The sequence below is a fragment of the Brevibacterium album DSM 18261 genome, assembly GCF_000426445.1.
Taxonomy (GTDB): domain Bacteria; phylum Actinomycetota; class Actinomycetes; order Actinomycetales; family Brevibacteriaceae; genus Brevibacterium; species Brevibacterium album.
The window spans coordinates 172,220-195,958 of sequence record NZ_AUFJ01000009.1 but is presented as its reverse complement, the minus strand read 5'-3'; the positions used below and the strand labels follow the sequence as shown (position 1 = coordinate 195,958).

Below are 23,739 nucleotides of genomic sequence, written 5' to 3'. Positions count from 1 at the left end.
GGGGAGAGTCCTCAGAGAATCCTCAGTGTCTCTGAATCGGTAGGGGCGGTGGGATGTGTGGGCACGTGCCCACAGCTTCAGGTCAACCGGCGGTCCGCGTCGAGCGGCGGATGGGATCGGCGATTCAGAAATCCCAGTCCTCGTCACTTGTGTCCACCGCTGTGCCGATGACATAGGAGGAGCCGGACCCTGAGAAGAAGTCGTGGTTCTCGTCCGCGCCGGGCGAGAGGGCCGCGAGGATCTCGGGCCTGACCGCTGTCTCCTCGGTGGCGAACCGCGCCGGGTACCCCAGGTTCATGAGAGCCTTGTTCGCGTTGTAGCGGACGAATGCGGACACGTCGTCCATGAGCCCGAGAGGCTCATACAGCTCACCGGAGTATTCGAGCTCCAGTTCGTAGAGCTGTTCCAGCAGGGCGAAGGTGAACTCACGCATGTGCTCCTGCCGTTCGGGGCCGTGCGCTTCGAGACCGCGCTGGTACTTGTAGCCGGAGTAGTAGCCGTGGACCGCTTTGTCGCGGAGGATGAGCCGGATCATGTCCGCCGTGTTCGTCAGGGTGGCGTGCACGGAGAAGTGCAGGGGCAGGTAGAAGCCCGCGTAGAGCAGCAGGGACGACAGCAGCGTGGAGGAGACCTTGCGTTTGAGCGGGTCGTCCCCGCAGTAGTGCTGGAGCACCGCCTTGCACCTGCGCTGGAGCAGGTCGTTGCCCACCGCCCAGCGGTAGGCGTCGTCGATCTCCGGTGTGCTGGTCAGCGTGGAGAACACGCTGGAGTAGGAGCGGGCATGAACCGACTGCATGAACGCGATGTTGGTGTAGACCGCCTCCTCGTGCTCGGTGCGTGCGTCCTGGATCTGGCAGATCTCCCCGACCGTGGCCTGGACCGTGTCGAGCATCGTCAGCCCCGTGAAGACGCGCATCGTCAACGTGCGCTCCGGGGCGGAGAGGCCGCGCCAGGCCGGGAGGTCGTTGGACAGCGGGACCTTCTCCGGCAGCCAGAAGTTGGCGGTGAGGCGGTTCCAGACCTCGAGATCCTTCTCATCGGAGACCCGGTTCCAGTTGATCGGGCGCAGGCGGGCGGCAGGGTCGCGCCTGTATCCGGGAGGAGTGACGGAGGACCTGAGGAGTGAGGTGGGCGTGGTCATGGGGTTCCTTTCAGGAGTGTGCGGGTGTCGAGGGCGGCTCCGCCCAGAACAGGGACAGGCCTTCGTCGACGCGGGCGACATCGTGAGGCGTGCCCAGCAGCTCGAAGCGGTAGAGCTCCGGCACGCGGCATTTCGCGGAGATCACGGGTCCGGCGAGGCAGTAGTGCTCACCGAAGTTGGTGTTCCCCGCCGTGATCACCCCGCGCAGCAGCGCCCGGTTGACGGGGTCGTTGAGGAAAGCGATCACCTGCTTGGGGACCGCTCCGGAGCGTGCTCCTCCGCCGTACGTGGGCACCACGAGCACATAGGGCCGAGAGACCCGGATCATGCCCTCCGGCCTGGGCCGCAGTGGGATGCGCACGGCCGGGCGTGCGAGCTTCTCGACGAAGCGCCGCGTGTTCTCGGAGACGCTGGAGAAGAACACCAGGTCCGCTGACTCCCCGCTCGACAGCTCGCGGACCGGTATGGGCCTGCTGCGGTTGTCCGTCTGCACTTTCCCGCTCTCCTCCCTGGCAGGGCTCTTGATCCTCAACCACCAGATGTTGTGTTCCGTGCGCTCTCGAAGCGCGATATCTAGTTCTAGCACTGCCGCCGGGCGGGTGTCTACTGCCGTACAAGCAATTGAGTTTTGCATGGCAAACATTGAAGGCGGTGAGTGCGGGCTCTCCGGGCGGTCCGCTGCGGGAGGCCCTGGCGCGCGCCTCTGCGGCGGGCTGCGGTGAAGCAGCTGCTGCCCGCCCGCTGCGCGGCTCCGTCCGGGTGACGGCTCTCATGCCCGGCGGGGCCCTCGTGCGGAGTACCATGGAGGGCACGGTCGACGCCGGGCGGAGAAGCGGTTCCCGCGGCCGGCACCACACTGCGCGGAGAGGGAGAGATGGCGGAAGATCACACGGGCCATGCGGCAGCGGCGGCGGGGGGAGATCCGTTCGGGCTCACGGGTCTGACCTACGACGATATCCTCCTGCTCCCCGGCGAAACGGACGTGATCCCGTCCGAGGCCTCGACCGCCACGCGGCTCACGCGGGAGCTCAGCATCAGCATCCCGCTCGTCTCCGCCGCGATGGACACCGTGACGGAATCGCGGATGGCGATCGCGATGGCCCGGATCGGCGGAATGGGCATCATCCACCGCAACCTGTCCAAGGAGGACCAGGCTGAGGAGGTCGACTACGTCAAGCGCTCCGAATCGGGGATGATCGACAACCCGGTGACGATCACGCCCGACCGGACGATCGCGGAGCTCGACGAGATCTGCGGCCAGTACCGCATCTCCGGCCTGCCGGTCGTCGACGAGGGCGGTGTGCTTGTGGGCATCATCACCAACCGCGACCTGCGCTTCATCCCCCATGCGGACTTCGCCACGGCCACCGTGGGCGAGCACATGACGACCAGCCCGCTGCACACCGCGCTGGTGGGGGTGGGCCGCGAGGAGGCCTACCGGATCCTCGCCGAGCACAAGATCGAGAAGCTGCCCCTCGTCGATGAGGGCAATGTGCTGCGAGGGCTCATCACCGTCAAGGACTTCGTGAAGCGCGAGGAGTACCCGCTCGCGGCGAAGGACGGGCAGGGCCGCCTCCTCGTGGGCGCGGCCGTCGGATTCTACGGCGACGCCTTCGAGCGCGCCGGTCTGCTCGCCGAGGCCGGGGTGGACGTGCTCGTCGTCGACACCGCCAACGGGCACGCCCGCGGTGTGACGGACATGATCCGCCACCTCAAGACCGATCCCGCGTTCCGGGACGTCCAGGTGATCGGGGGCAACGTCGCGACGACGGAGGGCGCGCAGGCCCTCATCGATGCCGGGGCCGATGCCATCAAGGTGGGTGTGGGGCCCGGCTCCATCTGCACCACGCGCGTGGTCGCCGGTGTGGGCGTGCCTCAGGTGACGGCGATCCATCTCGCGGCGCAGGCTGCGCGTGCCGCGGGCGTGCCCGTGATCGGCGACGGCGGCCTCCAGTACTCCGGCGACATCGGCAAGGCGCTCGTGGCCGGTGCCGACTCCGTCATGCTCGGCTCCCTGTTCGCGGGCACGGCGGAGAGCCCCGGCGACCTCATCCTCGTCAACGGCAAGCAGTACAAGGCCTATCGCGGCATGGGTTCGCTGGGCGCCATGGCCCCGCGCAAGGGGAAGTCGTACTCCAAGGACCGCTACTTCCAGGCCGACGTCGCCACGGACACGGATCTCATCCCCGAGGGCATCGAGGGCCGGGTCGCCTACCGGGGTCCGCTGCGCCAGGTTGCGAACCAGCTCACCGGCGGTCTGCGCCAGACGATGTTCTACGTCGGCGCGCGCACCATCCCCGAGCTCAAGGAGCGCGGCCGCTTCGTGCGGCTCACGACCGCGGGGCTCAAGGAGAGCCACCCGCACGACATCCAGATGACGGTCGAGGCTCCCAACTACCACGTGAAGTGATCTGGGGGCGCCGGTGACTGCGCACTTCGAGCTGGTTACGCACAGCCGGCACAGTCCGGAACGTCTCTGCGAGGTGTCCCTGAGCATCGACGCGCATCTGTCGTCCATGACCCGCTCGGGAGAGCGAGCGGTGGCGGGGGTGACATCGGGCCAGATCACGTGCGGTGAGTCCGTCACGTGGCGGGCGCGTCACTTCGGAGTGATGTGGACGATGACCTCCAGGATCGAGGTGCTCGAAGCCCCTCACCGTTTCGTGGACGCGCAGGTTGCGGGACCTTTTCGCTCCTTCCGCCATGAGCACATCTTCGAGCCGGAGGGCGGGGGCACGCGGATGCTCGATCGAGTGGCGCTGAGTGCGCCTCTGGGAGGCCGGCTGGTTGAGCGTGCGGTGCTCATGCCCTACCTGCGCCGACTCATCCGCATGCGCAACCGCCATCTCCTCACGCTGCTGGAGGCGTGACCGGTTCGTCCAGGACGCCCGCTTCTCGCACATATGCCCACGCCTTTCGGCGGATTCCGGGTGAGCGTGCGTGAGGCGGGCGTCCTGCTTTCGGTGAACCTTCGCCTCGCCGTTCGCAATCAATTGCGCAACTTTTGTGTTGTTTGAACAAAACACCTGAGTTACTGTGTCGATACTGCGACGGGGTTCCACGGGCGCATCAGCGCTGTATGCATCGGAGCCCCGCGTGGCAGCGCTGCGCGGGAGCCGATCCGTGCGAGCATGACTGGCGGACCGAGGTCCGGCAAGAACCCGGATGCGCGCCGTGCGGTGATCGCACAATCCGCACTGCGCGCATCGTCACTTCCCCGATACGCAGAGGTTCGCGCATGAAGAATGGACTCAAGACGGCCGCGGCATGCGGCACTGCCGTGGTGCTCACATCGGCGCTGGGCCTGGTGGCCGGTGCCGCCGTCGCGGCAGATCGCACCGAGGTCACGGAAGCAGACCTCGTGGACGTGAGCGAGGACGGTCTGGGCCTGCCCGGTGCCCGGTCGAGCTCCTCGGCGACGGCTGCGGCCGCCGAGGCGCAGCCGCAGACCCGGAATCTGGCACCGCTGCTGCGCGCACCCGATTCCTATGCGGCGACCTCGGCCGCATTCACGCAGTCCGTCGCCCAGCATGTGCAGGAGTCCTCCCAAGGCGACCTGAGCGGGGGCTTCCAGGCCTCCACGATGGCGCAGGAGGAAGCGCCCGCACCCGCCGGCTCGGTGACCGAGCTGACCGAGGACGGCATCGCGATCGCCGCGCTCTCCGATGAGGTCGACCTGCCCGCGGACGCCCCCGGGGTCGTCGGTCTCGTCTTCGACGACTATGCCGCGGTCGAGTTCGAGATCAGGACCAGGACCGAGGACGGCTGGTCGGACTGGCGCCATGTCCATGTCGAGGACGCCGGCGACGAGGGGAAGCCGGGTACGGACCCCTTCTACGTCGCAGACGCGGAGAGCCTGCAGCTCCGGATTCTGGGCGAACAGGGCGCGCCGGAGCACACCCGGATGGTCCTCGTCGATCCCAAACGACTGGCCTCCGACGCCGAGGCGATCCGTGACAATCCGCCGGCGGAGATCCCTGCGAGCAGCGCCTCGGAGGAGACTGCCGGCGGTTCCGGCGAGTCCGGGGGCGCGGGTGGTTCCGAGGACGTGGGAGTGCAGGGGGCGGCGAACGTCACTGCCCGCGCGAACTCCGGGCGGACCTGCACCACGGGCGGCTGCACGTGCCCGCAGTGCGCTGCCGCGGCCTCGGGCGCACAGGGCACAGCCGCAGCCGCGAGCGCGGAGGGCGAGGCGCAGGCGGGCATGCAGGACGCCGCGCCGGGAACATCCGCGGAGCACGCCGTCCACCGCCCGGCGGGAGAGGGTGCCTCGGTGCAGAACGTCGCGAAGACCGAGGCGAAGAAGCCGGAGATCCGCTCCCGCAAGTCCTGGGGCGCGGACGAGAGCCTGAAGAAGGGAAGCCCGGACGTCGCCTCGAAGGTCTCCGCGGCGGTCATCCACCACACGGACGGTCAGAACGACTACTCGCAGGAGGACGTCCCCGCGATCCTGCGCGGCATCTACGCGTTCCACGTGAATGGCCGCGGGTGGGCCGATGTGGGCTACAACGTGCTCGCGGACAAGTACGGCAGGCTCTGGGAGGGCCGGGCCGGCGGTGTCGACAAGGCCGTCGTGGGCGCGCATGCCGCGGGCTACAACACCGGCACGTTCGGCATCTCCGTGCTCGGCTCGTTCGACGAGAAGGCCCCTCCGCAGGAGACTCTCGATGCCGTGAGCTCCGCCATCGCGTGGAAGCTCGGGAAGGACGGCGTCTCCGCGGACGGGAAGGCGACGGTGGCGGGGGAGCGGATCGACGCGATCGTGGGCCATCGCGATCTGGGGACGACCTCGTGCCCGGGCGACGCGTTCTACGCGGCCTTCGGCGATGTGCGCACCACCGCGAAGGAGATCCAGGACGGCCGGGACCTCGAGGCGGAGAAGAAGGCCGCCGAGGAGAACGCCGCCGAGGAGGAGAAGGCCGCCGAGGAGGCGGAACGGAAGAAGGCCGAGGACGAGGAGAAGGCCGAGGACGACGGGCTCCAGGGCGGTGTGGCGGACGGGCTCTCCGGCGGCGCCGCCGATCTGACCTGAGTCCTTCGGAGGGGAGTGCGTGCGCCCGATAGGCTGACGGCATGTCTGTCGCCGGTCTCTCCGTCAGCACCCAGAACTATCTCAAGGTCATCTGGAACCTGCAGGAATGGTCGGACGCGCCCACCAGCCCGAGTCTCATCGCGGAGCGGGTGGGGCTGCGGCTCTCGACCGTCTCCGGCGCGCTGCCCAAGCTCGTCGAGCAGGGGCTCGTGGTGCACGAGCCGTACAGCGGAGTCTCCCTCACGGAGGCGGGGCGGCGGAGTGCGGTCGCCATGGTGCGCCGGCACCGGCTGATCGAGACGTTCCTCGTGCAGACGCTCGGCTACGGCTGGGACGAGGTCCACGACGAGGCCGAGCACCTCGAGCACGCCGTCTCCGATCTCATGATCGACCGGATCGATCAGCTCCTGGGCAGCCCTGCCCGTGATCCGCACGGAGACCCCATCCCGGATGCGGAGGGGCGGGTGGAACGGCCTGAGGCCATTGCGCTTGCGGACGCGGAGCCGGGGACGCGCGTCGTGGTGGAGAGGATCTCCGATGCGGATTCCGCGCTGCTGAAGTTCCTCGCCTCGCGCGGGATCACGGTGGGGGCCGTGCTCGAGGTGGGGCATGGCGAGCCGTATTCCGGGTCCTTCCCCGTCACTCCCGCCGGGAGCGAGGCCACCAGCCTGGGCACGGCAGCCGCCGCGCAGGTGTTCGTCTCCAGCCGGGGCTGAGGGCGCCCGTGCGGCTGAGGGCCTCGCCGGAGTGACGTCCGGTCTGAGGGCCCTGCGCGGCCCCGGCGCACTCTCTCAGTTACTCTGTCAAGCTCTATCAGGCGCTGATAGAGCTTGACAGAGTAACTGAGAGAGTGTGATGGAGTAACTGTCGGAGTCGCCTTCTTCACCGGCATTCCGAGAGCGTCCCATGCCGCGCATCCTGCTGTTCGCCCTGGTCCGAGGCGTGCCGGGCGTGCGATTCGGTGCGGCGTACCCGGTCCTGACCGCACGCCGCGGCTCTCCGCCCGGCGATCACCCGGCGCACGAGCTCGATGACTCCGCTCATGAGAACCGCAGCCGTGAGTCCGACCGCGACGGCCAGCAGCGGCCGCTCGGCGAAGGCGAGACCGCCCAGGTATCCGATCCCGCCGATGCAGACCGACCAGAGCAGACCGCCGATCGCCGCGTACACCGCGAACCTCCTCCGTGGATACTGCGTGTACCCGGAGGCGAACGTCGCGAGGGTGCGCCCGCCCGGCATGAAGCGAGCCGTGATGATGACGGACCCGCCTCGGCTGAGCAGCGCGCGGCGGACCCATTCGAAGGCCCTCTCGCCCCCTCGGAACCGACGCAGGTGCCGCGAAGTCCCATGCGCCCCACGGCCGATGTGGTGGCACGCGGTGTCGCCGACGAGCGCGCCGAGCGTCGCGGCGAGGATCGTGGGGACCAGCTCGACAGCGCCCGCAGCCGCATACGTGCCGGCCGTGATGAGAAGCGTCTCGGCCGGAACCGCGGGGACGACTGCATCGACCGCGACGGCCAGGAACAGCACGAGCAGGAACCACGGCGAAGTGATGCCGGCTTCGAGGAGGCTCAGAACGGTGTCCATGAGGTGTCCTTCCGAGGTGAGGTGAGGTGGTGGTCGGTGTCGGTCGGGCGCGTTCCCGCCGTGCGTGGGACCGCGCGGGCGGTGAGGTGGTTCGTCCCCTCAGCGCGCGCGTTCTCGCCCGCTGCGCGTGTGGCCGCGCTCGCCGCCTCGGCGATGGCGGAGCCCGAGGCGGCCGCGGTGCGTGCGAGCCTGCGCCGGTGCGCGTGGATGCCTGCGGTGAGGACGGCGAGAACCAGCACCGCGCTCAGGAGCAGGGGGCCGAGCGGCGTCCCCGCCGCCCCGAGCGCACGTCCGGCACTCACCCAGACCAGTGCCCAGAGCCCGGCGCTCACCGCGCTCAGCCCGAGGTACCGGCGCAGCTCCAGCGCTGAGGCCGCGGCAAGTGCGGTCGCGGGAGTGCGACCGCCGGGCACGAACCGCGCGCCCAGCACGGCGAAGTGCACCCACCGCGGCGCGCGCCGATCTCCGCTCGCGTGCGGGTCTCCGCCCTCGGTCCGGCAGCCGTCGAACCCGCCGCCCTCGGCCCGGCAGCCCGCAGGCTCGGTGCTCGCTGGTGTGGCGCTCGCTGGTTCGGAGCCCCGGCGGACGCTGAGCGCCGCCGAGGCCCGCGGCAGCCAGCGCCGCAGCACTCCGGGCACGGCCCTGCGCACGGTCAGGAAGACCGCCAGATCACCGAGGAAGACCCCCAGCGCCAGCACCGGGACCATGATCCGGGCGTCGAGGGCGGGACCGGTCGTGAGCAGACCGCCGGTCAGCGCCGTCGCCTCGCCGGGGCCGAAGGGCAGTGCGGCGAGGAGGGCCGCCAGCAAATAGGACAGCGGTCCCGCGGACTCCAGCACGGATTCCAGTGCGGCGCTCATGATGCCCTGCACAGAGGCAGAGTCCGCAGCGGGGACTCGCGCACCACCGCCCGGTAGTGGCGGATCAGCTCGGCGTTCACCACGTGCCACGAGCGGTCCTCGACGCTGGGCCGGGCCGCCTCCGCCATGCGCCGGCGGGTCGCAGGATCCAGCAGCGCGGTGACCGCGCCGCGCAGGCCCGCACGGTCGTCGGGCGCATAGAGCAGGCCGGTGGAACCGTGCCGCACCCGATCGAGCAGGCCGCCCGAGGCCGGTCCCACGACGGGCACGCCGGAGGCCAGGGCCTCCTGCGCGGACTGGCAGAACGTCTCCTCCGCGCCCGGATGGACGAAGACGTCCAGGGAAGCCATGATCCGGGCGAGCTCCTGTCCGGACCTCTCGCCCAGGAAGGTCGCGCGGTCGAGCGCCTGTTCCAGCCGGGGCCGCAGCGGCCCATCGCCCACGATCGCCAGCCGGGTGCCGGGGAGGTCCTGGATCGCCGCAAGATGCTCGAGGTTCTTCTCTTTCGCCAGGCGGCCCACATAGCCCAGGACGACCGGCTCCTCGGGCAGGGCTCCCTCGGATGCGGGCAGCCACGCGGACGCCGGCCTCCGCAGGCGGGGAGAGAAGCGCTCGAGGTCGATGCCGCGCCCCCAGCGATGCACGGAGGGGACGTCGAGCTCCGCCAGCTGGGCGAGGCTCGCGGTGGAGGGTGCGAGCGTGCGGTCCACCGAGCAGTGGATGCGCTGCACCTGCCGCTCCAGGGCGGGCACGGCGGCGGCCAAGCCGTAGCGGCGGGCGAACCCGATGAGATCCGTCTGGTACACGGCGACCGTGGGGACGCCCAGCGTCCGGGCCGCACGTGCGGCGGCGGCTCCCAGCATGAACGGCGAGGCCAGATGCACGACGTCCGGGCGGAAGTCCTCCATGATCGCCGCGATCCTCCGGCGGCTGCCCAGTCCCACCCGGAACCCCGGATAGCCGGGCAGGGGAGCGGCGGGCACGGTGCGCACGCGGGCACCGGCGTAGCAGTCGGGGCCCGAGGCGGCGATCACCTCGGCGGTGTGGCCCGCCTCCCGCAGGTGTTCCAGGACGCGGCACACCGAGGCCGTCACCCCGTTGGTCTGGGGGAGGAACGACTCGGTGACCACGAGGACCCGGAGCGCGGGGCCGTCCGCAGCCGGGCGGATGCGGTCGGAGTGTGCATGGAGGGTCGGGAGACTCATGTCTGTGCTTTCTGCGGGGACGGCCGACGGACGCGTCGGAGGAACGTCTTCCACGCTAGAATTCGGCGCTCCTGCCCAGAACGGTGCTGACTTCACGAGGGCCGCAGACGGCCGCAGCGCAGACTTACGGCAGACCGGAACGGGGGTGCGGTCCTCCCTATTGAGGGCCCGTGCACCCCGCCCTAGGGTGAAGTCCATGAGCACACGCCCGCCCGCCGCGATGCGCGAGACCGGTGTCGAGTCGTATCGGCTGCTCCGGCGAGCGGGCCTGCGCACGGCCGGGACCCTGCTGGGGTTCGCCTACGGGCTCATGCTGTTCGCCGCCCTCGTCGTCCTGCGCTGGAGCCCGGGCTTCGCCGTGAAGGTCCAGCGGTGGGACCGGCGCCGCCTCGAGCGGTTCTATCGGCTCCGCGTGGTGGAGGGGAGCGAAGGTTCCGCGCCTGAGCACCCCGCCCCCGGTGCCTCGGCGCACACCGATCCGCCCCCACGGCCGCTGAGCCTCGCCGGGCAGGCGCTCATCAGCATCGTGGGCGGCTACCTCGCCCTGCACATGACGCTCCAGCTCATGGGCACGGTCTTCGCCGTGCTGACACAGCTGCTGGTGGCGGGTCCGCTGTCCATGATCGTCCTCGACTTCGCGGTGTGGACCATCTACCAGCCCCTGTGGCTCTCGGGATGGGTCTTCGTGCTGGCATCCGGGGGCGCGGCATGGCTCGCCGCCGAGGGCACCGCATGGCTGACGGAACGATGGGTCCGCCGCACCTCCACGGTGGAGAGGACCGGGACGGTGGAGGACTGGATCGGGCAGCTCATCACCACGCGCCGGGGCGTGGTGCGGGCCATCGACGACGAGCGGCGGCGCATCGAGCGAGATCTCCACGACGGGGTCCAGCAGCACACCATCTCGCTGTCGATGCTGCTCGCCCGCGCGCGGCGCAGTCAGGACCCGGAGCGGGTCGCAGAGCTGCTGGAGCGCGCCCACACGCAGTCACAGGAGCTCATCGAGGAGATGCGGCAGGTGGCCTGGCGCATCTATCCGGCCGCGCTCGATGACCTCGGCCTCAATCAGGCGCTCACCGTGGTCGCTCAGAACTCCCTGCTCCCGGTGGAGCTGCACGATTCTCTCACCTCCCGTCCGGCTCCCGAGGTGGAATCGGCGACCTACTTCGTGGCCCGGGAGGCCGTCACCAACACCGTCAAGCACGCCGGGGCCACCGCCGTCAGACTCACGCTCGAGACCGTGACGACCGCCGGGATGCCGCTGGTGAGGCTCGTGGTCAGCGATGACGGCCGGGGCGGCGCGGACCCGCAGGGCTCTGGACTGCAGGGGCTGCGCAGACGGGTCGAGGCCCTGGACGGCGCGTTCAGCGTGAACAGTCCCGCGGGCGGCCCCACCGTCGTCACGGCGGAGATCCCCTATGAGTGAGCACGACGAGACCCGGACGCGCGGACGCCCGGGTGCGAGGATGGGCAGATGAGCGAACACGGCCTGAGCATCGCGATCGCGGACGATTCGATCCTGCTGCGGGAGGGATTGCGCAGGCTCCTCGAGGATGAGGGCCACCGCGTCATCGCCGCGGTGGAGGATGCGGATCAGCTGCGTCACGCCGTCGGGCGGGAGCGGCCCGCACTCGCGATCGTCGACGTGCGCATGCCGCCCACCCATACGGACGAGGGGCTGCGCGCGGCGATCGAGATCAAGCGCGACCACCCGGAGATGGGCGTCCTCGTCCTCTCCCAGTACGTGGTGCGCGACTACGCCGTCACGCTGCTGTCCACCCACACCTCCGGCGTGGGGTACCTGCTCAAGGACCGGGTCACGGACATCGACGAGTTCCTCGACTCGATCGGGCGGGTGGCCGCGGGCGGCACGGCAGTCGACCCCAGCGTCATCCAGCAGCTGCTCGCCCAGCCGCAGAGGCCCAGCGCGCTCGACGCGCTGACCGAGCGCGAGCGGGAGGTCCTCGCGGAGATGGCCGAGGGACGGTCGAACCCGACGATCGCCTCGCGGCTGTTCCTCTCCACGAGCTCCGTCGAGAAGGCGGTGGGCTCGATCTTCGACAAGCTGGGGCTGGACCCGGCGGACGGGCACAGCAGACGGGTCCGGGCGGTGCTGTTCTACCTGGAGTCGCTGTGACCCAGCGCCGGTGCTGAACCGGCCTTCCCGCGGGCCCGGCCCGTCTGCCGACTCAGCGCCCGGGACTCTGCGCCGGTTCCGACCCGGCCTCGGCGATCCGGCCCGTCCGCCGGCTCAGTCCCTGCGGACAGGCCGGAACAGGGTCTCCTGCGCGATCGTCGCGACCTGGACGCCGGCCTCCGTGCCCAGCCTGCCGCGGTAGAGGCCGCGGCCGTGCGAGACGGACTCCGGATGCAGGTCCATGAGCGTCCAGGCGTTCATGTCGACATCCTGGTGGAACCACAGCGCGTGGTCGAGGCTCGAATCGGAGCGGAACTCCTCCGTGTTCCACGCGCCCACTCCGCTGGAGATGTCGGACAGGTAGGTGAGTGCGCACAGGTGCAGGAGCTGGTCCTCGGCCGGATCGCCGAGGTCCTCGGTGCACCGCGCCCAGAACCGCAGCGGGTAGTCCGGTGCCGTATGCACCTGCTCGGTCAGCCGCGCCTCGAACCCGAACATGCGGGGGAGGGGGGAGACCGAGCCCATGGGCGCCTCGGCGACGGGCATGGGCTCGGAGCGCTCCGGGCTCTCGAAGGGAGCGGCGAACGAGCAGGCCATGTTGAAGATGACCTTCCCGCCCTGGAGGGCCACGACGCGCCGGGCCGAGAACGAGCGCCCGTCGCGGTCGCGGTGCACCTGGAAGACGGTGGGCTGGGAGGCGTTGCCCGGCCGCAGGAAGTACCCGTGCAGCGAATGCGGCCGCCGCTCCGCCTCCACTGTGAGCCCCGCCGCACGGAGGGACTGCGCCGCGACCTGTCCGCCGTAGAGGGCATAGGGCTCGTCGAACACGTACCCGGCCCGGTAGATGTTCTCGTCGATCATCTCGAGCTCCATCATGGCCGCGAAGGAGCCCTCGAGGGGGTTCAGCCGCGCGAATCCGACCTCTGGCATGGGGGACCTCCCGGTCACGTCGTTCGGGCCCGGTCGTGCGGGCCGTTGGCACTGCCTCGATGATAGGCGGCGCCGAGGTGCCGGCCGGCATCGGTCTCGTGCGTGCCCGCGCCCGCCCGGCACCCGCGACGGCCCACCGCTTCGCCGCGACGGCCCGGTGTGACGGGCCCCCGACCCGCGGGCTACAGTGGCGGGCAGTGACATGGGGTGCTCACCCCCGCATCTCCGGCTCGTGCAGGCGGAGAGGGCAGCCCGGCCGACCGCGCCGGGCCCGCAGCGGGGACGGGCTGAGAACACACCCATCGAACCTGATCTAGCCAGCACTAGCGAAGGGATCGTCATGACAGGCGTCGACGTCTCAGATCCATCCTCCGGGCAGTCCGCGGCACAGGCCGCGGGCGCTGGATCCACCGCAGCGGCCGCCGAATCGGCCGCCGCATCGAGTTCCGCGCTCGCCGCGGCCTCGCTCGAACGGGTCCGCGCCTCGGTGCCCCTGGTCCAGTGCATCACCAACACGGTGGTCCAGCAGTTCAGCGCGAACGTGCTCCTGGCCGCAGGAGCCTCGCCCGCGATGCTCGACCATGAGGCGGACGCCGCGCAGTTCGCCGCGCTCGCAGGCGGGGTCCTCGTGAACTTCGGCACCGCGACCAGCCATCAGCTCCTCGCCGCCGATGCGGCCGTCCGGACCGCGAACGCGCTCGGCACGCCCTGGGTGCTCGACCCCGTCTCCCTGGGCGCGGCCGACCACCGCTCCATGCACATCCGCCGCCTCGCGGACTCCGGGCCGACCGCCATCCGCGGCAACGCCTCCGAGATCGCCGGGCTGGCAGGCACCGGCGCCGGCGGGCGGGGAATCGAGTCGATCGACACGGTGGACGACGTCCTCGCCCCGGCCGCGGAGCTCGCCGCGCGCACGGGTGCCGTCATCGCGGTCTCGGGCCCGGTGGACGCGGTCGTGGCGGTCCAGGACGGGGAAGCGCTCATCGCGCGCATCGCGGGCGGCCATCGCCTCATGCCCCTCGTCGTGGGCACCGGCTGCTCCCTGGGCGCGCTCACCGCCGCATACCTGGGCGCCGTCACAGAGGAGACTGCTGCAGAGGAACTCGCCGCAAAGGAGGCCGCCGCCGAGGCACAGGCGGCTGACCGCGGCGAGTCCGCCTCGGGCGCGGGCGGCTTCGAGGGGGAGACGCCGGCGGGCGCTGGCACGGGAGTCGCAGGCCTCCTGCGGGCCCGCTTCCACGCGGTCGTCGCCGCTCACGCGCACTTCGCGGCGGCGGGCGCGGCGGCAGGCGCACGCGCGGGCGGTCCGGGCACTTTCCAGACGGAGTTCCTCGATGCGCTGCACGCGGTGAGCGCGGAGGACATCGCGGGAGCGGACATCCGGCTCCGGCGCACACCGCTGTCGGAGGTGCGGGAGGCGGGCTCCGGCTCGCCTGCACCCCTCGGCTCGCACACTCCGCTCCCGCAGGCTCCGCTCTCGCAGAACAGGGCCCCCTCCGCATGAGCACCACCGTCCTTCCGCCGCGGCTGGCTCCGTACGACTGGACCCTCTACCTCGTCACGGACACCGCGCAGTGCGCATCCGCGGGCCGCACCGTCGCCCAGACCGTCGCCGCTGCGCTCGCCGGGGGAGTCGGCGTGGTGCAGGTGCGGGACAAGGAGGCCGGGGACGCAGAGGTGGAGGAGCTGACCCGCGAGGTGCTTGCGGCCGTGGCCGATCACGAGGCGTCGACGGGAGGCGCCCCGATCGCGGTGTTCGTGGACGACCGCCTCGAGGTGGTGCGTCGCCTCCGCGAGGAGGGCCACGAGGTGCACATCCACGTGGGCCAGACGGATGAGCCGGTGACCGAGGTCCGTCGCGTGCTCGGGCCTGAGCCGCTCGTGGGCCTGTCCGCGCGGACGCCCGCGCAGTTCTCCGCCGCGGCCGCCCTGCGCGATGGCGCCACGGGTGCGGCGCTCGTGGACCTGCTGGGGATCGGACCCGCCTATGACACGACCACCAAGGAGGGCGCGCCCGCGGGCCTGGGGCCTGAGGGGATAGCCGACCTCGCGGGTACGGCCGCGCAGATGGGAATGCCCGCGGTGGGCATCGGCGGCATCACGGCCGAGCGCGCACCGGAGCTCGCGGGCGCTCCGCTGCTGGGCATCTGCGTCGTCTCGGCGATCTGCCGGGCGGCCGATCCGCGGCGGGCGGCGGCCGATATCCGCGCCGCCTACCTCTCCGCCCTGCCCCAGCGCCCGCCCGTTGCGCTGTCGATCGCCGGGACGGATCCCTCCGGCGGGGCCGGCATCCAGGCCGATCTCAAGGCCTTCACCGCCCGCGGTGCGTACGGGACCACCGTCGTGACGGCGCTCGTCGCGCAGAACACGCACGGGGTGAGCCGCGTGTACCCGGTCGACGCGGACTTCGTCGCGGATCAGTTCGCGGCGGTCCTCGACGATATGCCGGTGGACGCGAGCAAGACCGGCATGCTCGGCTCGCGTGAGCTCGTGGAGCTCGCCGCCGATGCCGCCGCCACGCGAGACCTCGGCTTCCTGACCGTGGACCCCGTCATGGTCGCGACCTCCGGTCACAGGCTGCTGGAGGAGGAGGCCGTGGATGCGGTGCGCACGCGGCTGACTCCGCTCGCAGATCTCATCACGCCCAATCTGCCCGAGGCCGCCCTCCTGCTGGGCGAGGACACCGCCCCGGCCGCGGATGCGGAGGAGCAGCGCGCGCAGGCGGTGGAGCTGGTGCGCCGCGGCTCGCGCGCGGTGCTGCTCAAGGGCGGGCACATGTCCGGTGAGGAGCTGCTCGACGTCCTCGCGGTGCGGGCGGATGAGACCGGAGCCGACGGTGGTGATGCCGCGGGAGGCGCCGCCGCTCAGGCTGATGCCGCCCGCGGCGCCTGGGAGCGCCGCGGCGATGTGCTCCTGCGCGAGTTCCGCCACCCGAAGGTGGCGACCGCGCACACGCACGGCACGGGGTGCACGCTCTCGGCGGCGATCACGGCCGAGGCGGCTGCGAGCGTGCGGGCTGGGCGCGATCCGCGGGCACCGGAGGAGCTCGCCGCCGTCGTGGGCGCCGGGCTCGACTATCTGGCACGGGCGCTGGCTTCGGGCGCGCGGTGGCAGCTCATGCGCGATCCCGCGGGAGCGCACGGGCCCGTCGACCACCTCGTGGACCTGCCGCGGCGCTGAGCCGTTCGCGCGCGATGCCGCCGGACGCAATGAAGGCGCTGCCGTACGCCGTGAGCCTGCGCACCGAGATCCGCTGTTCAGCACGTGCCCGTGCGTCGAGGGAGAGCGCGCGGGCACACAGACGAGAGAGGACGCACGATGAGGACGTACCACGCAGGAGAGCACTCGCAGCGGGTCTGGGACTCGGTGGGGGAGACGCTCACCGCGATCGAAGGCCTCGACTTCCTGAGCGAGCTGCTCGCGGGCTCGCTGGAGCCGAGGAGCTTCGTCAACTACATCCTCCAGGACGGGATCTACCTGGAGGGCTATGCACGGGCGATGAGCCTGCTCGCGGCGAAGGCGCCGGTCCGGGAGGAGGCGCGGTTCTGGAGCTCCTCGGCCGCCGGTGCCATTGCGGACGAGGAGGCGATGCAGGCCGATCTGCTGGCGGACGCGCGATTCGCGGAGCTGGCGGCAGAGCTCGCTCCGGACGGTGCGGCGGTGCCGGGTCCCACGACGCTCGGGTACACGTCGTACCTGGTGGCAGCGGCAGCGACGGAGCCCTACGAGGTCGGGGTCGCGGCGATTCTGCCGTGCTTCTGGATCTATGCGCACATGGGCAAGGTGCTGACGGCGCGGGCATCCGAGGCGGCGGAGAACGTGGGAGGGTCCGCTGCGAACCCCTACTCCGCATGGATCGAGATGTACGACTCCGAGGAGTTCGATCATGCCGCAGAGGAGGCCGTGGCGGTCTACGAGCGGCTGGCAGCGGCGGCCGGTCCGGACATCCGAGCGCGCATGGAGGAGGCCTTCCGCCGCGCGACGGTGTACGAGCTCCACTTCTGGGCTCGCGCGGGCGCCCTGGAGGACTGGACGGTCTGACCCATCCGCCCAGTGAGCACTTTCTGTCGGATTCGCTGCCTGAATCCGACAGAAAGTGCTCACTGGGCGTTTCGGTGGTGGGGGGGGGACGCGGGGCAGTTGGGGGATGTGGTTCAGGCACGAGCACTGTGCGTCACAGGAGGGTGCTGGGAGCGTCCGACCGTGTGCACGATCGCCCTGTGGACAGCGGATGCCCATCCACAGATCGAAGCAGCCGGTTCCGACCGGAGCCTCCCCTGAGCACTCTGGGTTCATGGATGATCACCGACCCGGGGCCGCACGGGCAGGCAGCACTCGCATCGGCATGAATGGGCACTGGGACGCACTCGGGCTTCACGGCACGGGCAGGTCCGAGGGGGGCAGGCGTGCCTGAGGGCGCAGTCGAGCCCTGCGGCGCAGGTGCGCCCGATGATGACGTCCGCCTCGCGGACCCTCTGCCCCTGTACCTGCGCCGGGGCACGGAGGTGCGGGCGGTTCCCCTGGTGGCGCGGCCTGCAGGAGCCGACATCGCCGGCGTTTCCGCATACAGCCTCGCGCGTTCGGCGGAGAACCGTCGCCCCGTCCGCGGAGCCCGCGTCCTTCCGGCAGTGACGCGACCGCGCGAGGTGGCGGCATGGGCTGATGCGCGCTGGCTCTCGCTGCGCGAACGCCTCGAGGCGCTGCAGCTGTGCCGGCCGGACGCCCTCGGCTCGCATGCGACCGCCGCCGAACTGCTCGGCATCCCGCTGCCCTCACGCCTGCAGCGGCAGGGTTCGCACCTGCACGTGCAGGTGCCCCTGGCCCGGCCTCTGCGGCGGGAAGGCATCCGGGCACACCGGAGCGCACGCGTCCCCACGACCCAGCAGGCTTTCGGTGTGACCCTGGTGTCCTGGTGGGAGACCCTCGTGGGCCTTGCCTCGATGCTCGATGAGGACGAGCTGGTCGAGGCGATGGAGGGACTGCTGGGCCCGTGGCGCACACCGCCTGTGGACGCGACCGAGATCGGTGAGCGGATCGAAGCCGCCGGCCGGATCAGGGGCATCAGAACGCTCCGGGCTGCGATGGTGCGAGCTCGTCCCGGTGTGCAGTCTCCCCAGGAGACGCGGCTGCGGCTGTCGCTCGTCCGCGCGGGCCTGCCGGAGCCGGCGGTGAACAAGGCGATCTGGGTGCCCGAGCTCGGCTGCGAGATCGCCCCGGACCTGGTCTACGAGCGCGAGCGGGTCGCACTCGAGTACGAGGGGGAGCACCACAGGCTCGACCCCGTGCAGTTCACGCGCGACGCGGAGAGATGGAATGCGCTCCAGGCCTGCGGGTGGACGGTGGAGAAGGTGACAGCGCGCACGGATCGCGTCCGACTCATCGCCCGGGTGAGGCAGAAGCTGCGGCTCCCTCGGCCAGGCCCCGTCGAATGAGCACTTCCTGTCGGGATCAGTCCGTGAATCCGACAGAAACCGCTCACTCGACGGTTGGGTGTGGGACTGGGCGTGAGGCTGGGGCTGGAGGGGCGGGTGTCACTCGCGGAGGTGGCTCTGCAGGCTGCCGAGCCGGTGCCAGCCGCGGACGATGGTGGAGGTCAGGTCGTCCTGCGTCATCTCCCTGACGGCGATCCGGTCGTGCCGGGGGCAGGCGAGGTGGCCGACCAGGAAGCAGAAGGCCAGCTGGCCGAGCAGGAGGAAGAGAAGGATCGAGGAGAGCATGACAGCTCCTTTCCGCGGCGGGGAGGGCGCTTTCGCCGGAGGTGGGGCGGTGCCCGTCTGCGCTGCTGCCCTGGAACGCGGCTCCATCGCCTCGACCGGCTGGGGGAGCCGTCCGGTCGGGCAGGAGTCGGTGTCCGCGTACATCCAGGATGCGACCGGGACGTCCGCTGCGGCAAGGCCGGCGGCTGAGACATCCGTCATACCCGCGGAAGCATGCGGGAAGCCGAGGGCGTCCTCGCCACTCGTCCGGTCCGGCATGCGGCCGCCCCTTCTCATATGCCGCCCGCTCACATGCCTTCCGGACACGGCCCGGTACCCTGGGGTGCGTGAGCCAAGAGATTGAGATCGGCCGGGGCAAGCGCGGGCGCCGCGCGTACACCCTCGACGACATCGCCATCGTCCCTGCCCGCCGCACGCGCGATCCCCGGGACGTCGACCTGTCCTGGCAGATCGACGCCTACCGCTTCGAGCTGCCGTTCATCGCAGCGCCCATGGACTCGGTCATGTCGCCGGCGACCGCGATCGAGCTGGGACGGCTGGGCGGCCTCGGCGTCCTCGACCTCGAGGGGCTCTGGACCCGCTACGAGGACCCCCAGCCCCTGCTCGACGAGATCGCGAGCCTCGACGCGGCCGCGGCCACCCGCCGCATGCAGGAGATCTACGCCGCGCCCATCCGGCCGGAGCTCATCACCGCGCGCCTCGAGGAGATCCGCGAATCGGGCGTGACCGTCGCCGGAGCGCTCACCCCGGCGCGCACGCAGGAGCACTGGCGCACCGTCGTGGAGGCCGGCTGCGACCTCTTCGTCATCCGCGGCACCACCGTCTCCGCCGAGCATGTCTCCAGTGCCGAGGAGCCGCTCAACCTCAAGCAGTTCATCTACGAGCTGGACGTGCCGGTGATCGTCGGCGGAGTCGCCTCGTACACGCCGGCACTCCACCTCATGCGCTCGGGCGCGGCGGGCGTGCTCGTGGGCTTCGGCGGTGGGGCGTCCTCGACAACCCAGCGCACGCTCGGCATCAACGTCCCGATGGCCACCGCGCTCGCAGACATCCACGCCGCCCGCCGCGACTACATGGACGAGTCCGGCGGCCGCTACGTCCACGTCATCGCCGACGGCGGCCTCGGCCACTCCGGCTCCATCGTCCGCGCCTTCGCGATGGGCGCGGACGCCGTCATGCTCGGCGCCGCGCTCGCCCGCGCCGATGAGGCCCCCGGCCGCGGCTCCCACTGGGGCGCGGAGGCCCACCACGGCCAGCTGCCCCGCGGCCGCAAGGTGGAGCTGGGCTCCGTGGGTCCGCTCGAGCAGCTCCTGTTCGGCCCCGGCCACACCGCACTGGGCGAGGTCAACATCACCGGCGCCCTCCGCCGGGCCATGTCCACCGCCGGCTATCTCGAGCTCAAGGAGTTCCAGCGCGTGGACGTCGTCGTGACACCGGACTCTCCGCCGGAGATCTGAGTTCCGTGCTCCGCCTCGCCCTCACGCCCCGCTGGCTCGGCTTCCTCGCCCTCGTCCTGGCGCTCGCCGCCTGCTTCGTGGGCCTCTCCGCATGGCAGGTGGACCGGGCCCAGCACAAGAACGATGCGGTCGTCGCCCAGGACGTCGACACCGTCCGCGCGTTCACGGACACCCTCGACGCCCAGGTCCCCATGCCCGGCATCCTCTCCGACCAGCGCGTGAGCCTCACAGGGGAGTACCTGCCGGACGCGCAGGTGCTGGTCGAGGGGCGCCTGCACGAGGGGGAGTCCGGCTTCTGGGTCGTGACGATGTTCGCCCCGGACGGCGCGCACCTGGGTGAGGAGGCCCAGCTCGCCCCCGCGGAGGGCAGTGCGGAGGCAGAGCCCGCCGCCGAGGCGCAGGCCGGCGCCCAGCCGCAGGCCGGTGCCGCAGGCCCCAAGCCGATCGCGGTTCCGGTGGTGCGGGGCTGGGTGCCGGACGCCGCTTCGGCGGAGGCGTCCCCCGCTCCCGAGGGGAGCCGGGAGATGACTGCGCGGCTCGGGCCCGTCGAAGGTGCCGAACCCGCCGCGGGCCTGCCCGCCGGACAGGTCCGCTCGGTCTCGACCGCGCAGCTCGTCAACCTCTTCGATGTGTACTCGTACTCCGGCATCCTCTTCCCGGAGGACTTCGCGGCCGCGGTCGGCTCGCCGGACTCGGCGCCCATGGAGCAGGTGGTCCTGGAGCGGCAGGAGGGCGGTGGCTTCGACCTCCAGTCCGCGATCTACGCCGTCGAGTGGATCTTCTTCGCCGGCTTCGCCCTCACGATCTGGTTCACCCTGCTGCGCGATGCGCACAGGCGCGAGCAGGCCGAGCGCCGGGCCGCGGAGGGGCCGGTCGAGTACGTCGTCGTCAAACAGGCGGGGGAGCGGGAGATGACCGCCCTGCCCGCCGCCCGGTCGGAGTCCGGAACCCGATGAGCCCCACAGTGACAGGAGCCCCACGTTGAGCCAGAACCCCGACGCCGCGCCCGCGTTCGACCCGGACGAGGTGTGGACGGTCAAGCAGTTCACCTCCGCGCGCAATGCCCTGCGGTTCTACCGGGTCTTGGCGCTGCTCACCGGCACGATGCTCATGATCCTCACGGTCGAGATGCTGTACAAGTACGTCTATGTGCCGGTGGTGCTGGGCGGTTCGCCGTCCGAGGCTCTGCAGTTCGGCGACTTCAACCTCGCCGCCGCCATCGCGATCAGCCACGGCTGGTGCTATGTCGTCTACCTCATCGCCTGCTTCTGGCTCAACCAGTCGATGCGCTGGAAGCTCGGCCGCCTGTTCGTCCTGGCGCTCGCCGGCGTGGTCCCGGTGATGTCGTTCATCCTGGAGCGCCGCATCCACCACCAGGTCGAGGCCGAGCTCGACGCCGCCGTGGTGGTCGCACCCAAGGAGTGAGGAGCACCGCATGGACCGGCTGACCATCGAGCCCGACGACCCCACCCCGCCGTACGAGCAGATCCGCCGCGGCGTCCTCGACCGGATCGCCCGCGGGGCGCTGCTGCCCGGCGACCGGCTGCCGGCGATCCGCGCGCTCGCGAACGATCTCGGGCTGGCCGCCGGCACTGCCGCGCGGGCCTACCGCGAGCTGGAGGAGGCCGGCGTCATCACGACCCGGCGCGGGGCGGGCACGCGCATCGCGGAGGGGCTGGATCCTTCGGCGCTGCCCACCCTGGACGGGACCGACCCGGCCGTCACCCGCTGGGCCGGCGAGGCCGTGGCCGAGGCGCGGGCCCGCGGGCTGCCGCTGGACCAGCTCGCCGCCGCCGTGCGCACCGCGGCGGCCGAGGCCGGCGCGGACGCCTGAGGGACGGCGATCCGAGGGACGCAGCCGCCGGAGCGGGTTCCGGCAGGACCGGTTCCGGCGGGGCCGGCTGCGGACGAGGCCGTAGGCGAGGCCATCGTCCGACGTGGCCGATCGCTCACCGGCCGGACCTCCCGCGCAGTCGGTGAGCAGGTGCCCTGCGTCTAGAATCGGTGCCATGACCTCACCCCATCCGGCGCAGCCGGAGGCCGCGGGCGCGGAAGGCGCCCCGGGCTCGGCGCAGCGCAACCCCGTCCTCGTCGTCGACTTCGGCGCACAGTACGCCCAGCTCATCGCCCGCCGTGTGCGGGAAGCGGGCCTGTACTCCGAGGTGATCCCGCACACCGCGACCCCGGAGGAGTTCGAGGCGAAGGCCCCCCGCGCCATCGTGCTCTCCGGCGGCCCCTCCTCCGTCAATGACGAGGGCGCGCCGCAGCTGGCCGAGGGCGTCCTCGACCTCGCGGTGCCGATCTTCGGCATCTGCTACGGGTTCCAGACCCTGGCCGCGCGCCTCGGCGGCACCGTGGCGCGGACCGGCAGGCGGGAGTACGGCTCCACGCACACGCGCCTGGCCGCGGATGCGGGCATGCTGCTGGCCGGCCAGCCCCATGAGCAGACCACGTGGATGTCCCACGGCGACTCCGTCACCGCCGCTCCCGAAGGCTTCACGGTCCTCGCCTCCACGGAGTCCACGCCCATCGCCGCCTTCGAGAACATCGAGCGCCGGTGCGCCGGCGTGCAGTGGCACCCCGAGGTCATGCACTCCGAGCACGGACAGCACGTGCTGGAGAACTTCCTCTTCCGGATCGCGGGCCTCACCCCGGACTGGACCAACGAGAACATCATCGAGGACCAGGTCGCGCGGATCCGGGCCCAGGTGGGCGATGCCCGCGTCATCTCGGCGCTCTCCGGAGGGGTCGATTCGGCTGTCTCGACCGCGCTCGTGCACAGGGCCATCGGCGACCAGCTCACCGCGGTGTTCGTCGACCACGGCCTGCTGCGCAAGGGCGAGCGGGAGCAGGTGGAACAGGACTATGTCGAGTCCACCGGCGTCCGCCTCATCACCGTCGACGCCGCCGACACCTTCCTCGGCCACCTCGAGGGCGTGACGGACCCCGAGGCCAAGCGCAAGATCATCGGCCGCGAGTTCATCCGCGCCTTCGAGCAGGTGCAGCGCGATCTCGTCGAGGAGGCGAAGGCCTCCGGCGGCGCACCCGTGAAGTTCCTCGTGCAGGGCACCCTCTATCCGGACGTCGTCGAGTCCGGCGGAGGTGCGGGCACCGCGAACATCAAGTCCCACCACAATGTGGGCGGCCTCCCCGATGATCTCGACTTCGAGCTCGTGGAGCCGCTGCGTGCCCTGTTCAAGGACGAGGTACGGGCGATCGGCCGTGAGCTGGGCCTGCCCGAGGCGATCGTGGGCCGTCAGCCCTTCCCCGGTCCCGGCCTCGGCATCCGGATCGTGGGCGAGGTGACCCACGACCGCCTCGAGGTCCTGCGCGAGGCCGATGCCATCGCCCGCGAGGAGCTCACCGCCGCGGGCCTCGACGCCCAGATCTGGCAGTGCCCCGTGGTGCTGCTCGCGGACGTCCGCTCCGTGGGCGTGCAGGGTGACGGCCGCACCTACGGCCACCCAGTCGTGCTGCGTCCCGTCAGCAGCGAGGACGCTATGACCGCTGACTGGACGCGAGTGCCGTACGACACGCTCTCCAAGATCTCCAACCGCATCACGAACGAGGTCGACGAGATCAACCGCGTGGTCCTCGACGTCACCTCGAAGCCGCCGGGCACCATCGAATGGGAGTGAGCGCGGCAGGGCCGTGAGTGCAGTGCCGCACTCAC

The 23,739-nt window shown here is 71.2% G+C and carries 22 protein-coding genes; 15 read left to right on the top strand and 7 right to left on the bottom strand.

Annotated elements, in window-relative coordinates; genetic code table 11:
* Window positions 1–124: 124 nt before the first annotated feature.
* The gene (nrdF, locus tag K318_RS0100990) at window positions 125–1,141 is read right to left on the bottom strand and encodes a class 1b ribonucleoside-diphosphate reductase subunit beta (RefSeq protein WP_084499473.1); all 1,017 of its coding nucleotides are present in this window, start codon (window positions 1,139–1,141) and stop codon (window positions 125–127) included.
* 10 nt (window positions 1,142–1,151) lie between these two features.
* On the bottom strand, window positions 1,152–1,634 hold the full coding sequence (gene nrdI, locus K318_RS0100985; protein ID WP_051297301.1) for a class Ib ribonucleoside-diphosphate reductase assembly flavoprotein NrdI: 483 nt from the start codon (window positions 1,632–1,634) through the stop codon (window positions 1,152–1,154).
* A 381-nt stretch (window positions 1,635–2,015) separates the two neighbouring features.
* On the opposite strand from nrdI, the gene guaB reads away from it, so the two are divergent.
* From guaB to K318_RS0100965, 4 genes are all read left to right on the top strand, one after another.
* Window positions 2,016–3,551 carry an IMP dehydrogenase gene (gene guaB / locus K318_RS0100980; RefSeq protein WP_029088085.1) on the top strand — a complete coding sequence of 512 codons (1,536 nt, stop codon included), beginning with the start codon at window positions 2,016–2,018 and terminating at the stop codon, window positions 3,549–3,551.
* A 211-nt stretch (window positions 3,552–3,762) separates the two neighbouring features.
* Window positions 3,763–4,011 (top strand): SRPBCC family protein, encoded by a 249-nt coding sequence (locus K318_RS25785; protein ID WP_342664191.1) that lies wholly within the window; start codon window positions 3,763–3,765, stop codon window positions 4,009–4,011.
* 368 nt (window positions 4,012–4,379) lie between these two features.
* Entirely contained in the window at window positions 4,380–6,173 is a 1,794-nt protein-coding gene (locus tag K318_RS25690) for a peptidoglycan recognition protein family protein (protein WP_029088083.1), read from the top strand.
* A 41-nt stretch (window positions 6,174–6,214) separates the two neighbouring features.
* Window positions 6,215–6,889 carry a metal-dependent transcriptional regulator gene (locus tag K318_RS0100965; RefSeq protein ID WP_029088082.1) on the top strand — a complete coding sequence of 225 codons (675 nt, stop codon included), beginning with the start codon at window positions 6,215–6,217 and terminating at the stop codon, window positions 6,887–6,889.
* Between the two features lie 166 nt (window positions 6,890–7,055).
* Here K318_RS0100965 and K318_RS18445 read toward each other — a convergent pair whose 3' ends face one another.
* From K318_RS18445 to K318_RS0100950, 3 genes are read right to left on the bottom strand one after another with little or no spacing between them, the layout of a single operon-like run.
* Complete coding sequence (locus K318_RS18445) at window positions 7,056–7,760, bottom strand: DedA family protein (RefSeq protein ID WP_051297300.1); 705 nt, start codon at window positions 7,758–7,760, stop codon at window positions 7,056–7,058.
* Window positions 7,745–8,620, bottom strand: coding sequence for a DedA family protein (locus K318_RS24505; RefSeq protein WP_156913729.1), 876 nt, complete (start codon window positions 8,618–8,620; stop codon window positions 7,745–7,747). Before K318_RS24505 ends, K318_RS18445 begins: the two co-directional genes overlap by 16 nt.
* Window positions 8,617–9,825 (bottom strand): glycosyltransferase family 4 protein, encoded by a 1,209-nt coding sequence (locus K318_RS0100950; protein ID WP_051297299.1) that lies wholly within the window; start codon window positions 9,823–9,825, stop codon window positions 8,617–8,619. Before K318_RS0100950 ends, K318_RS24505 begins: the two co-directional genes overlap by 4 nt.
* 196 nt (window positions 9,826–10,021) lie before the next feature.
* On the opposite strand from K318_RS0100950, the gene K318_RS0100945 reads away from it, so the two are divergent.
* Together K318_RS0100945 and K318_RS0100940 are read left to right on the top strand one after the other, a co-directional pair.
* The gene (locus tag K318_RS0100945; RefSeq protein ID WP_211233248.1) at window positions 10,022–11,251 is read left to right on the top strand and encodes a sensor histidine kinase; all 1,230 of its coding nucleotides are present in this window, start codon (window positions 10,022–10,024) and stop codon (window positions 11,249–11,251) included.
* Between the two features lie 48 nt (window positions 11,252–11,299).
* Entirely contained in the window at window positions 11,300–11,962 is a 663-nt protein-coding gene (locus tag K318_RS0100940; protein WP_245579722.1) for a response regulator transcription factor, read from the top strand.
* A gap of 114 nt (window positions 11,963–12,076) precedes the next feature.
* On the opposite strand, the gene K318_RS0100935 is transcribed toward K318_RS0100940, so the two are convergent.
* Complete coding sequence (locus tag K318_RS0100935) at window positions 12,077–12,892, bottom strand: acyl-CoA thioesterase (protein ID WP_029088077.1); 816 nt, start codon at window positions 12,890–12,892, stop codon at window positions 12,077–12,079.
* Window positions 12,893–13,232: 340 nt separating this feature from the next.
* Here K318_RS0100935 and thiM point away from each other — a divergent pair, with 340 nt between their 5' ends.
* From thiM to K318_RS23280, 4 genes are all read left to right on the top strand, one after another.
* Window positions 13,233–14,396, top strand: coding sequence for a hydroxyethylthiazole kinase (gene thiM / locus K318_RS18440; protein WP_084499469.1), 1,164 nt, complete (start codon window positions 13,233–13,235; stop codon window positions 14,394–14,396).
* A complete protein-coding gene (thiD, locus tag K318_RS25350; RefSeq protein WP_245579721.1) occupies window positions 14,393–16,072 on the top strand; it encodes a bifunctional hydroxymethylpyrimidine kinase/phosphomethylpyrimidine kinase in 1,680 nt (559 codons plus the stop codon). Before thiM ends, thiD begins: the two co-directional genes overlap by 4 nt.
* Window positions 16,073–16,210: 138 nt before the next feature.
* Entirely contained in the window at window positions 16,211–16,933 is a 723-nt protein-coding gene (locus tag K318_RS0100915) for a TenA family protein (RefSeq protein WP_035280138.1), read from the top strand.
* 365 nt (window positions 16,934–17,298) lie between these two features.
* The gene (locus tag K318_RS23280) at window positions 17,299–18,324 is read left to right on the top strand and encodes a hypothetical protein (RefSeq protein ID WP_156913728.1); all 1,026 of its coding nucleotides are present in this window, start codon (window positions 17,299–17,301) and stop codon (window positions 18,322–18,324) included.
* 99 nt (window positions 18,325–18,423) lie between these two features.
* On the opposite strand, the gene K318_RS0100905 is transcribed toward K318_RS23280, so the two are convergent.
* Window positions 18,424–18,609 (bottom strand): hypothetical protein, encoded by a 186-nt coding sequence (locus K318_RS0100905; protein ID WP_029088075.1) that lies wholly within the window; start codon window positions 18,607–18,609, stop codon window positions 18,424–18,426.
* Window positions 18,610–18,935: 326 nt separating this feature from the next.
* On the opposite strand from K318_RS0100905, the gene K318_RS0100900 reads away from it, so the two are divergent.
* The 5 genes from K318_RS0100900 (at window position 18,936) to guaA (ending at window position 23,704) form a co-directional block, all read left to right on the top strand.
* Window positions 18,936–20,066, top strand: a complete 1,131-nt coding sequence (locus tag K318_RS0100900; RefSeq protein ID WP_029088074.1) for a GuaB3 family IMP dehydrogenase-related protein — start codon at window positions 18,936–18,938, stop codon at window positions 20,064–20,066.
* A 5-nt stretch (window positions 20,067–20,071) separates the two neighbouring features.
* A complete protein-coding gene (locus tag K318_RS18425) occupies window positions 20,072–21,022 on the top strand; it encodes an SURF1 family protein (RefSeq protein ID WP_051297296.1) in 951 nt (316 codons plus the stop codon).
* Between the two features lie 25 nt (window positions 21,023–21,047).
* Window positions 21,048–21,491 carry a DUF3817 domain-containing protein gene (locus tag K318_RS0100890; protein WP_029088073.1) on the top strand — a complete coding sequence of 148 codons (444 nt, stop codon included), beginning with the start codon at window positions 21,048–21,050 and terminating at the stop codon, window positions 21,489–21,491.
* 10 nt (window positions 21,492–21,501) lie between these two features.
* Window positions 21,502–21,900: a GntR family transcriptional regulator gene (locus K318_RS0100885; RefSeq protein ID WP_029088072.1), complete on the top strand. Its 399-nt coding sequence runs from the start codon at window positions 21,502–21,504 to the stop codon at window positions 21,898–21,900.
* A gap of 175 nt (window positions 21,901–22,075) precedes the next feature.
* Window positions 22,076–23,704, top strand: coding sequence for a glutamine-hydrolyzing GMP synthase (gene guaA / locus K318_RS0100880; protein ID WP_035280137.1), 1,629 nt, complete (start codon window positions 22,076–22,078; stop codon window positions 23,702–23,704).
* Window positions 23,705–23,739: the final 35 nt, after the last annotated feature.

Excerpts from the sequence above, each read along its gene's own strand:
- K318_RS0100965 (WP_029088082.1), top strand. The coding sequence starts at position 6,215 with ATGTCTGTCGCCGGTCTCTCCGTCAGCACCCAGAACTATCTCAAGGTC.
- nrdF (WP_084499473.1), bottom strand. The coding sequence starts at position 1,141 with ATGACCACGCCCACCTCACTCCTCAGGTCCTCCGTCACTCCTCCCGGA.
- K318_RS25690 (WP_029088083.1), top strand. The coding sequence starts at position 4,380 with ATGAAGAATGGACTCAAGACGGCCGCGGCATGCGGCACTGCCGTGGTG.
- thiD (WP_245579721.1), top strand. The coding sequence starts at position 14,393 with ATGAGCACCACCGTCCTTCCGCCGCGGCTGGCTCCGTACGACTGGACC.
- K318_RS0100935 (WP_029088077.1), bottom strand. The coding sequence starts at position 12,892 with ATGCCAGAGGTCGGATTCGCGCGGCTGAACCCCCTCGAGGGCTCCTTC.
- thiM (WP_084499469.1), top strand. The coding sequence starts at position 13,233 with ATGACAGGCGTCGACGTCTCAGATCCATCCTCCGGGCAGTCCGCGGCA.
- guaA (WP_035280137.1), top strand. The coding sequence starts at position 22,076 with ATGACCTCACCCCATCCGGCGCAGCCGGAGGCCGCGGGCGCGGAAGGC.
- guaB (WP_029088085.1), top strand. The coding sequence starts at position 2,016 with ATGGCGGAAGATCACACGGGCCATGCGGCAGCGGCGGCGGGGGGAGAT.
- K318_RS0100885 (WP_029088072.1), top strand. The coding sequence starts at position 21,502 with ATGGACCGGCTGACCATCGAGCCCGACGACCCCACCCCGCCGTACGAG.
- K318_RS0100950 (WP_051297299.1), bottom strand. The coding sequence starts at position 9,825 with ATGAGTCTCCCGACCCTCCATGCACACTCCGACCGCATCCGCCCGGCT.
- K318_RS18445 (WP_051297300.1), bottom strand. The coding sequence starts at position 7,760 with ATGGACACCGTTCTGAGCCTCCTCGAAGCCGGCATCACTTCGCCGTGG.
- K318_RS0100915 (WP_035280138.1), top strand. The coding sequence starts at position 16,211 with ATGAGGACGTACCACGCAGGAGAGCACTCGCAGCGGGTCTGGGACTCG.
- K318_RS0100940 (WP_245579722.1), top strand. The coding sequence starts at position 11,300 with ATGAGCGAACACGGCCTGAGCATCGCGATCGCGGACGATTCGATCCTG.
- K318_RS0100945 (WP_211233248.1), top strand. The coding sequence starts at position 10,022 with ATGAGCACACGCCCGCCCGCCGCGATGCGCGAGACCGGTGTCGAGTCG.
- K318_RS25785 (WP_342664191.1), top strand. The coding sequence starts at position 3,763 with ATGACCTCCAGGATCGAGGTGCTCGAAGCCCCTCACCGTTTCGTGGAC.
- K318_RS0100905 (WP_029088075.1), bottom strand. The coding sequence starts at position 18,609 with ATGCTCTCCTCGATCCTTCTCTTCCTCCTGCTCGGCCAGCTGGCCTTC.
- K318_RS24505 (WP_156913729.1), bottom strand. The coding sequence starts at position 8,620 with ATGAGCGCCGCACTGGAATCCGTGCTGGAGTCCGCGGGACCGCTGTCC.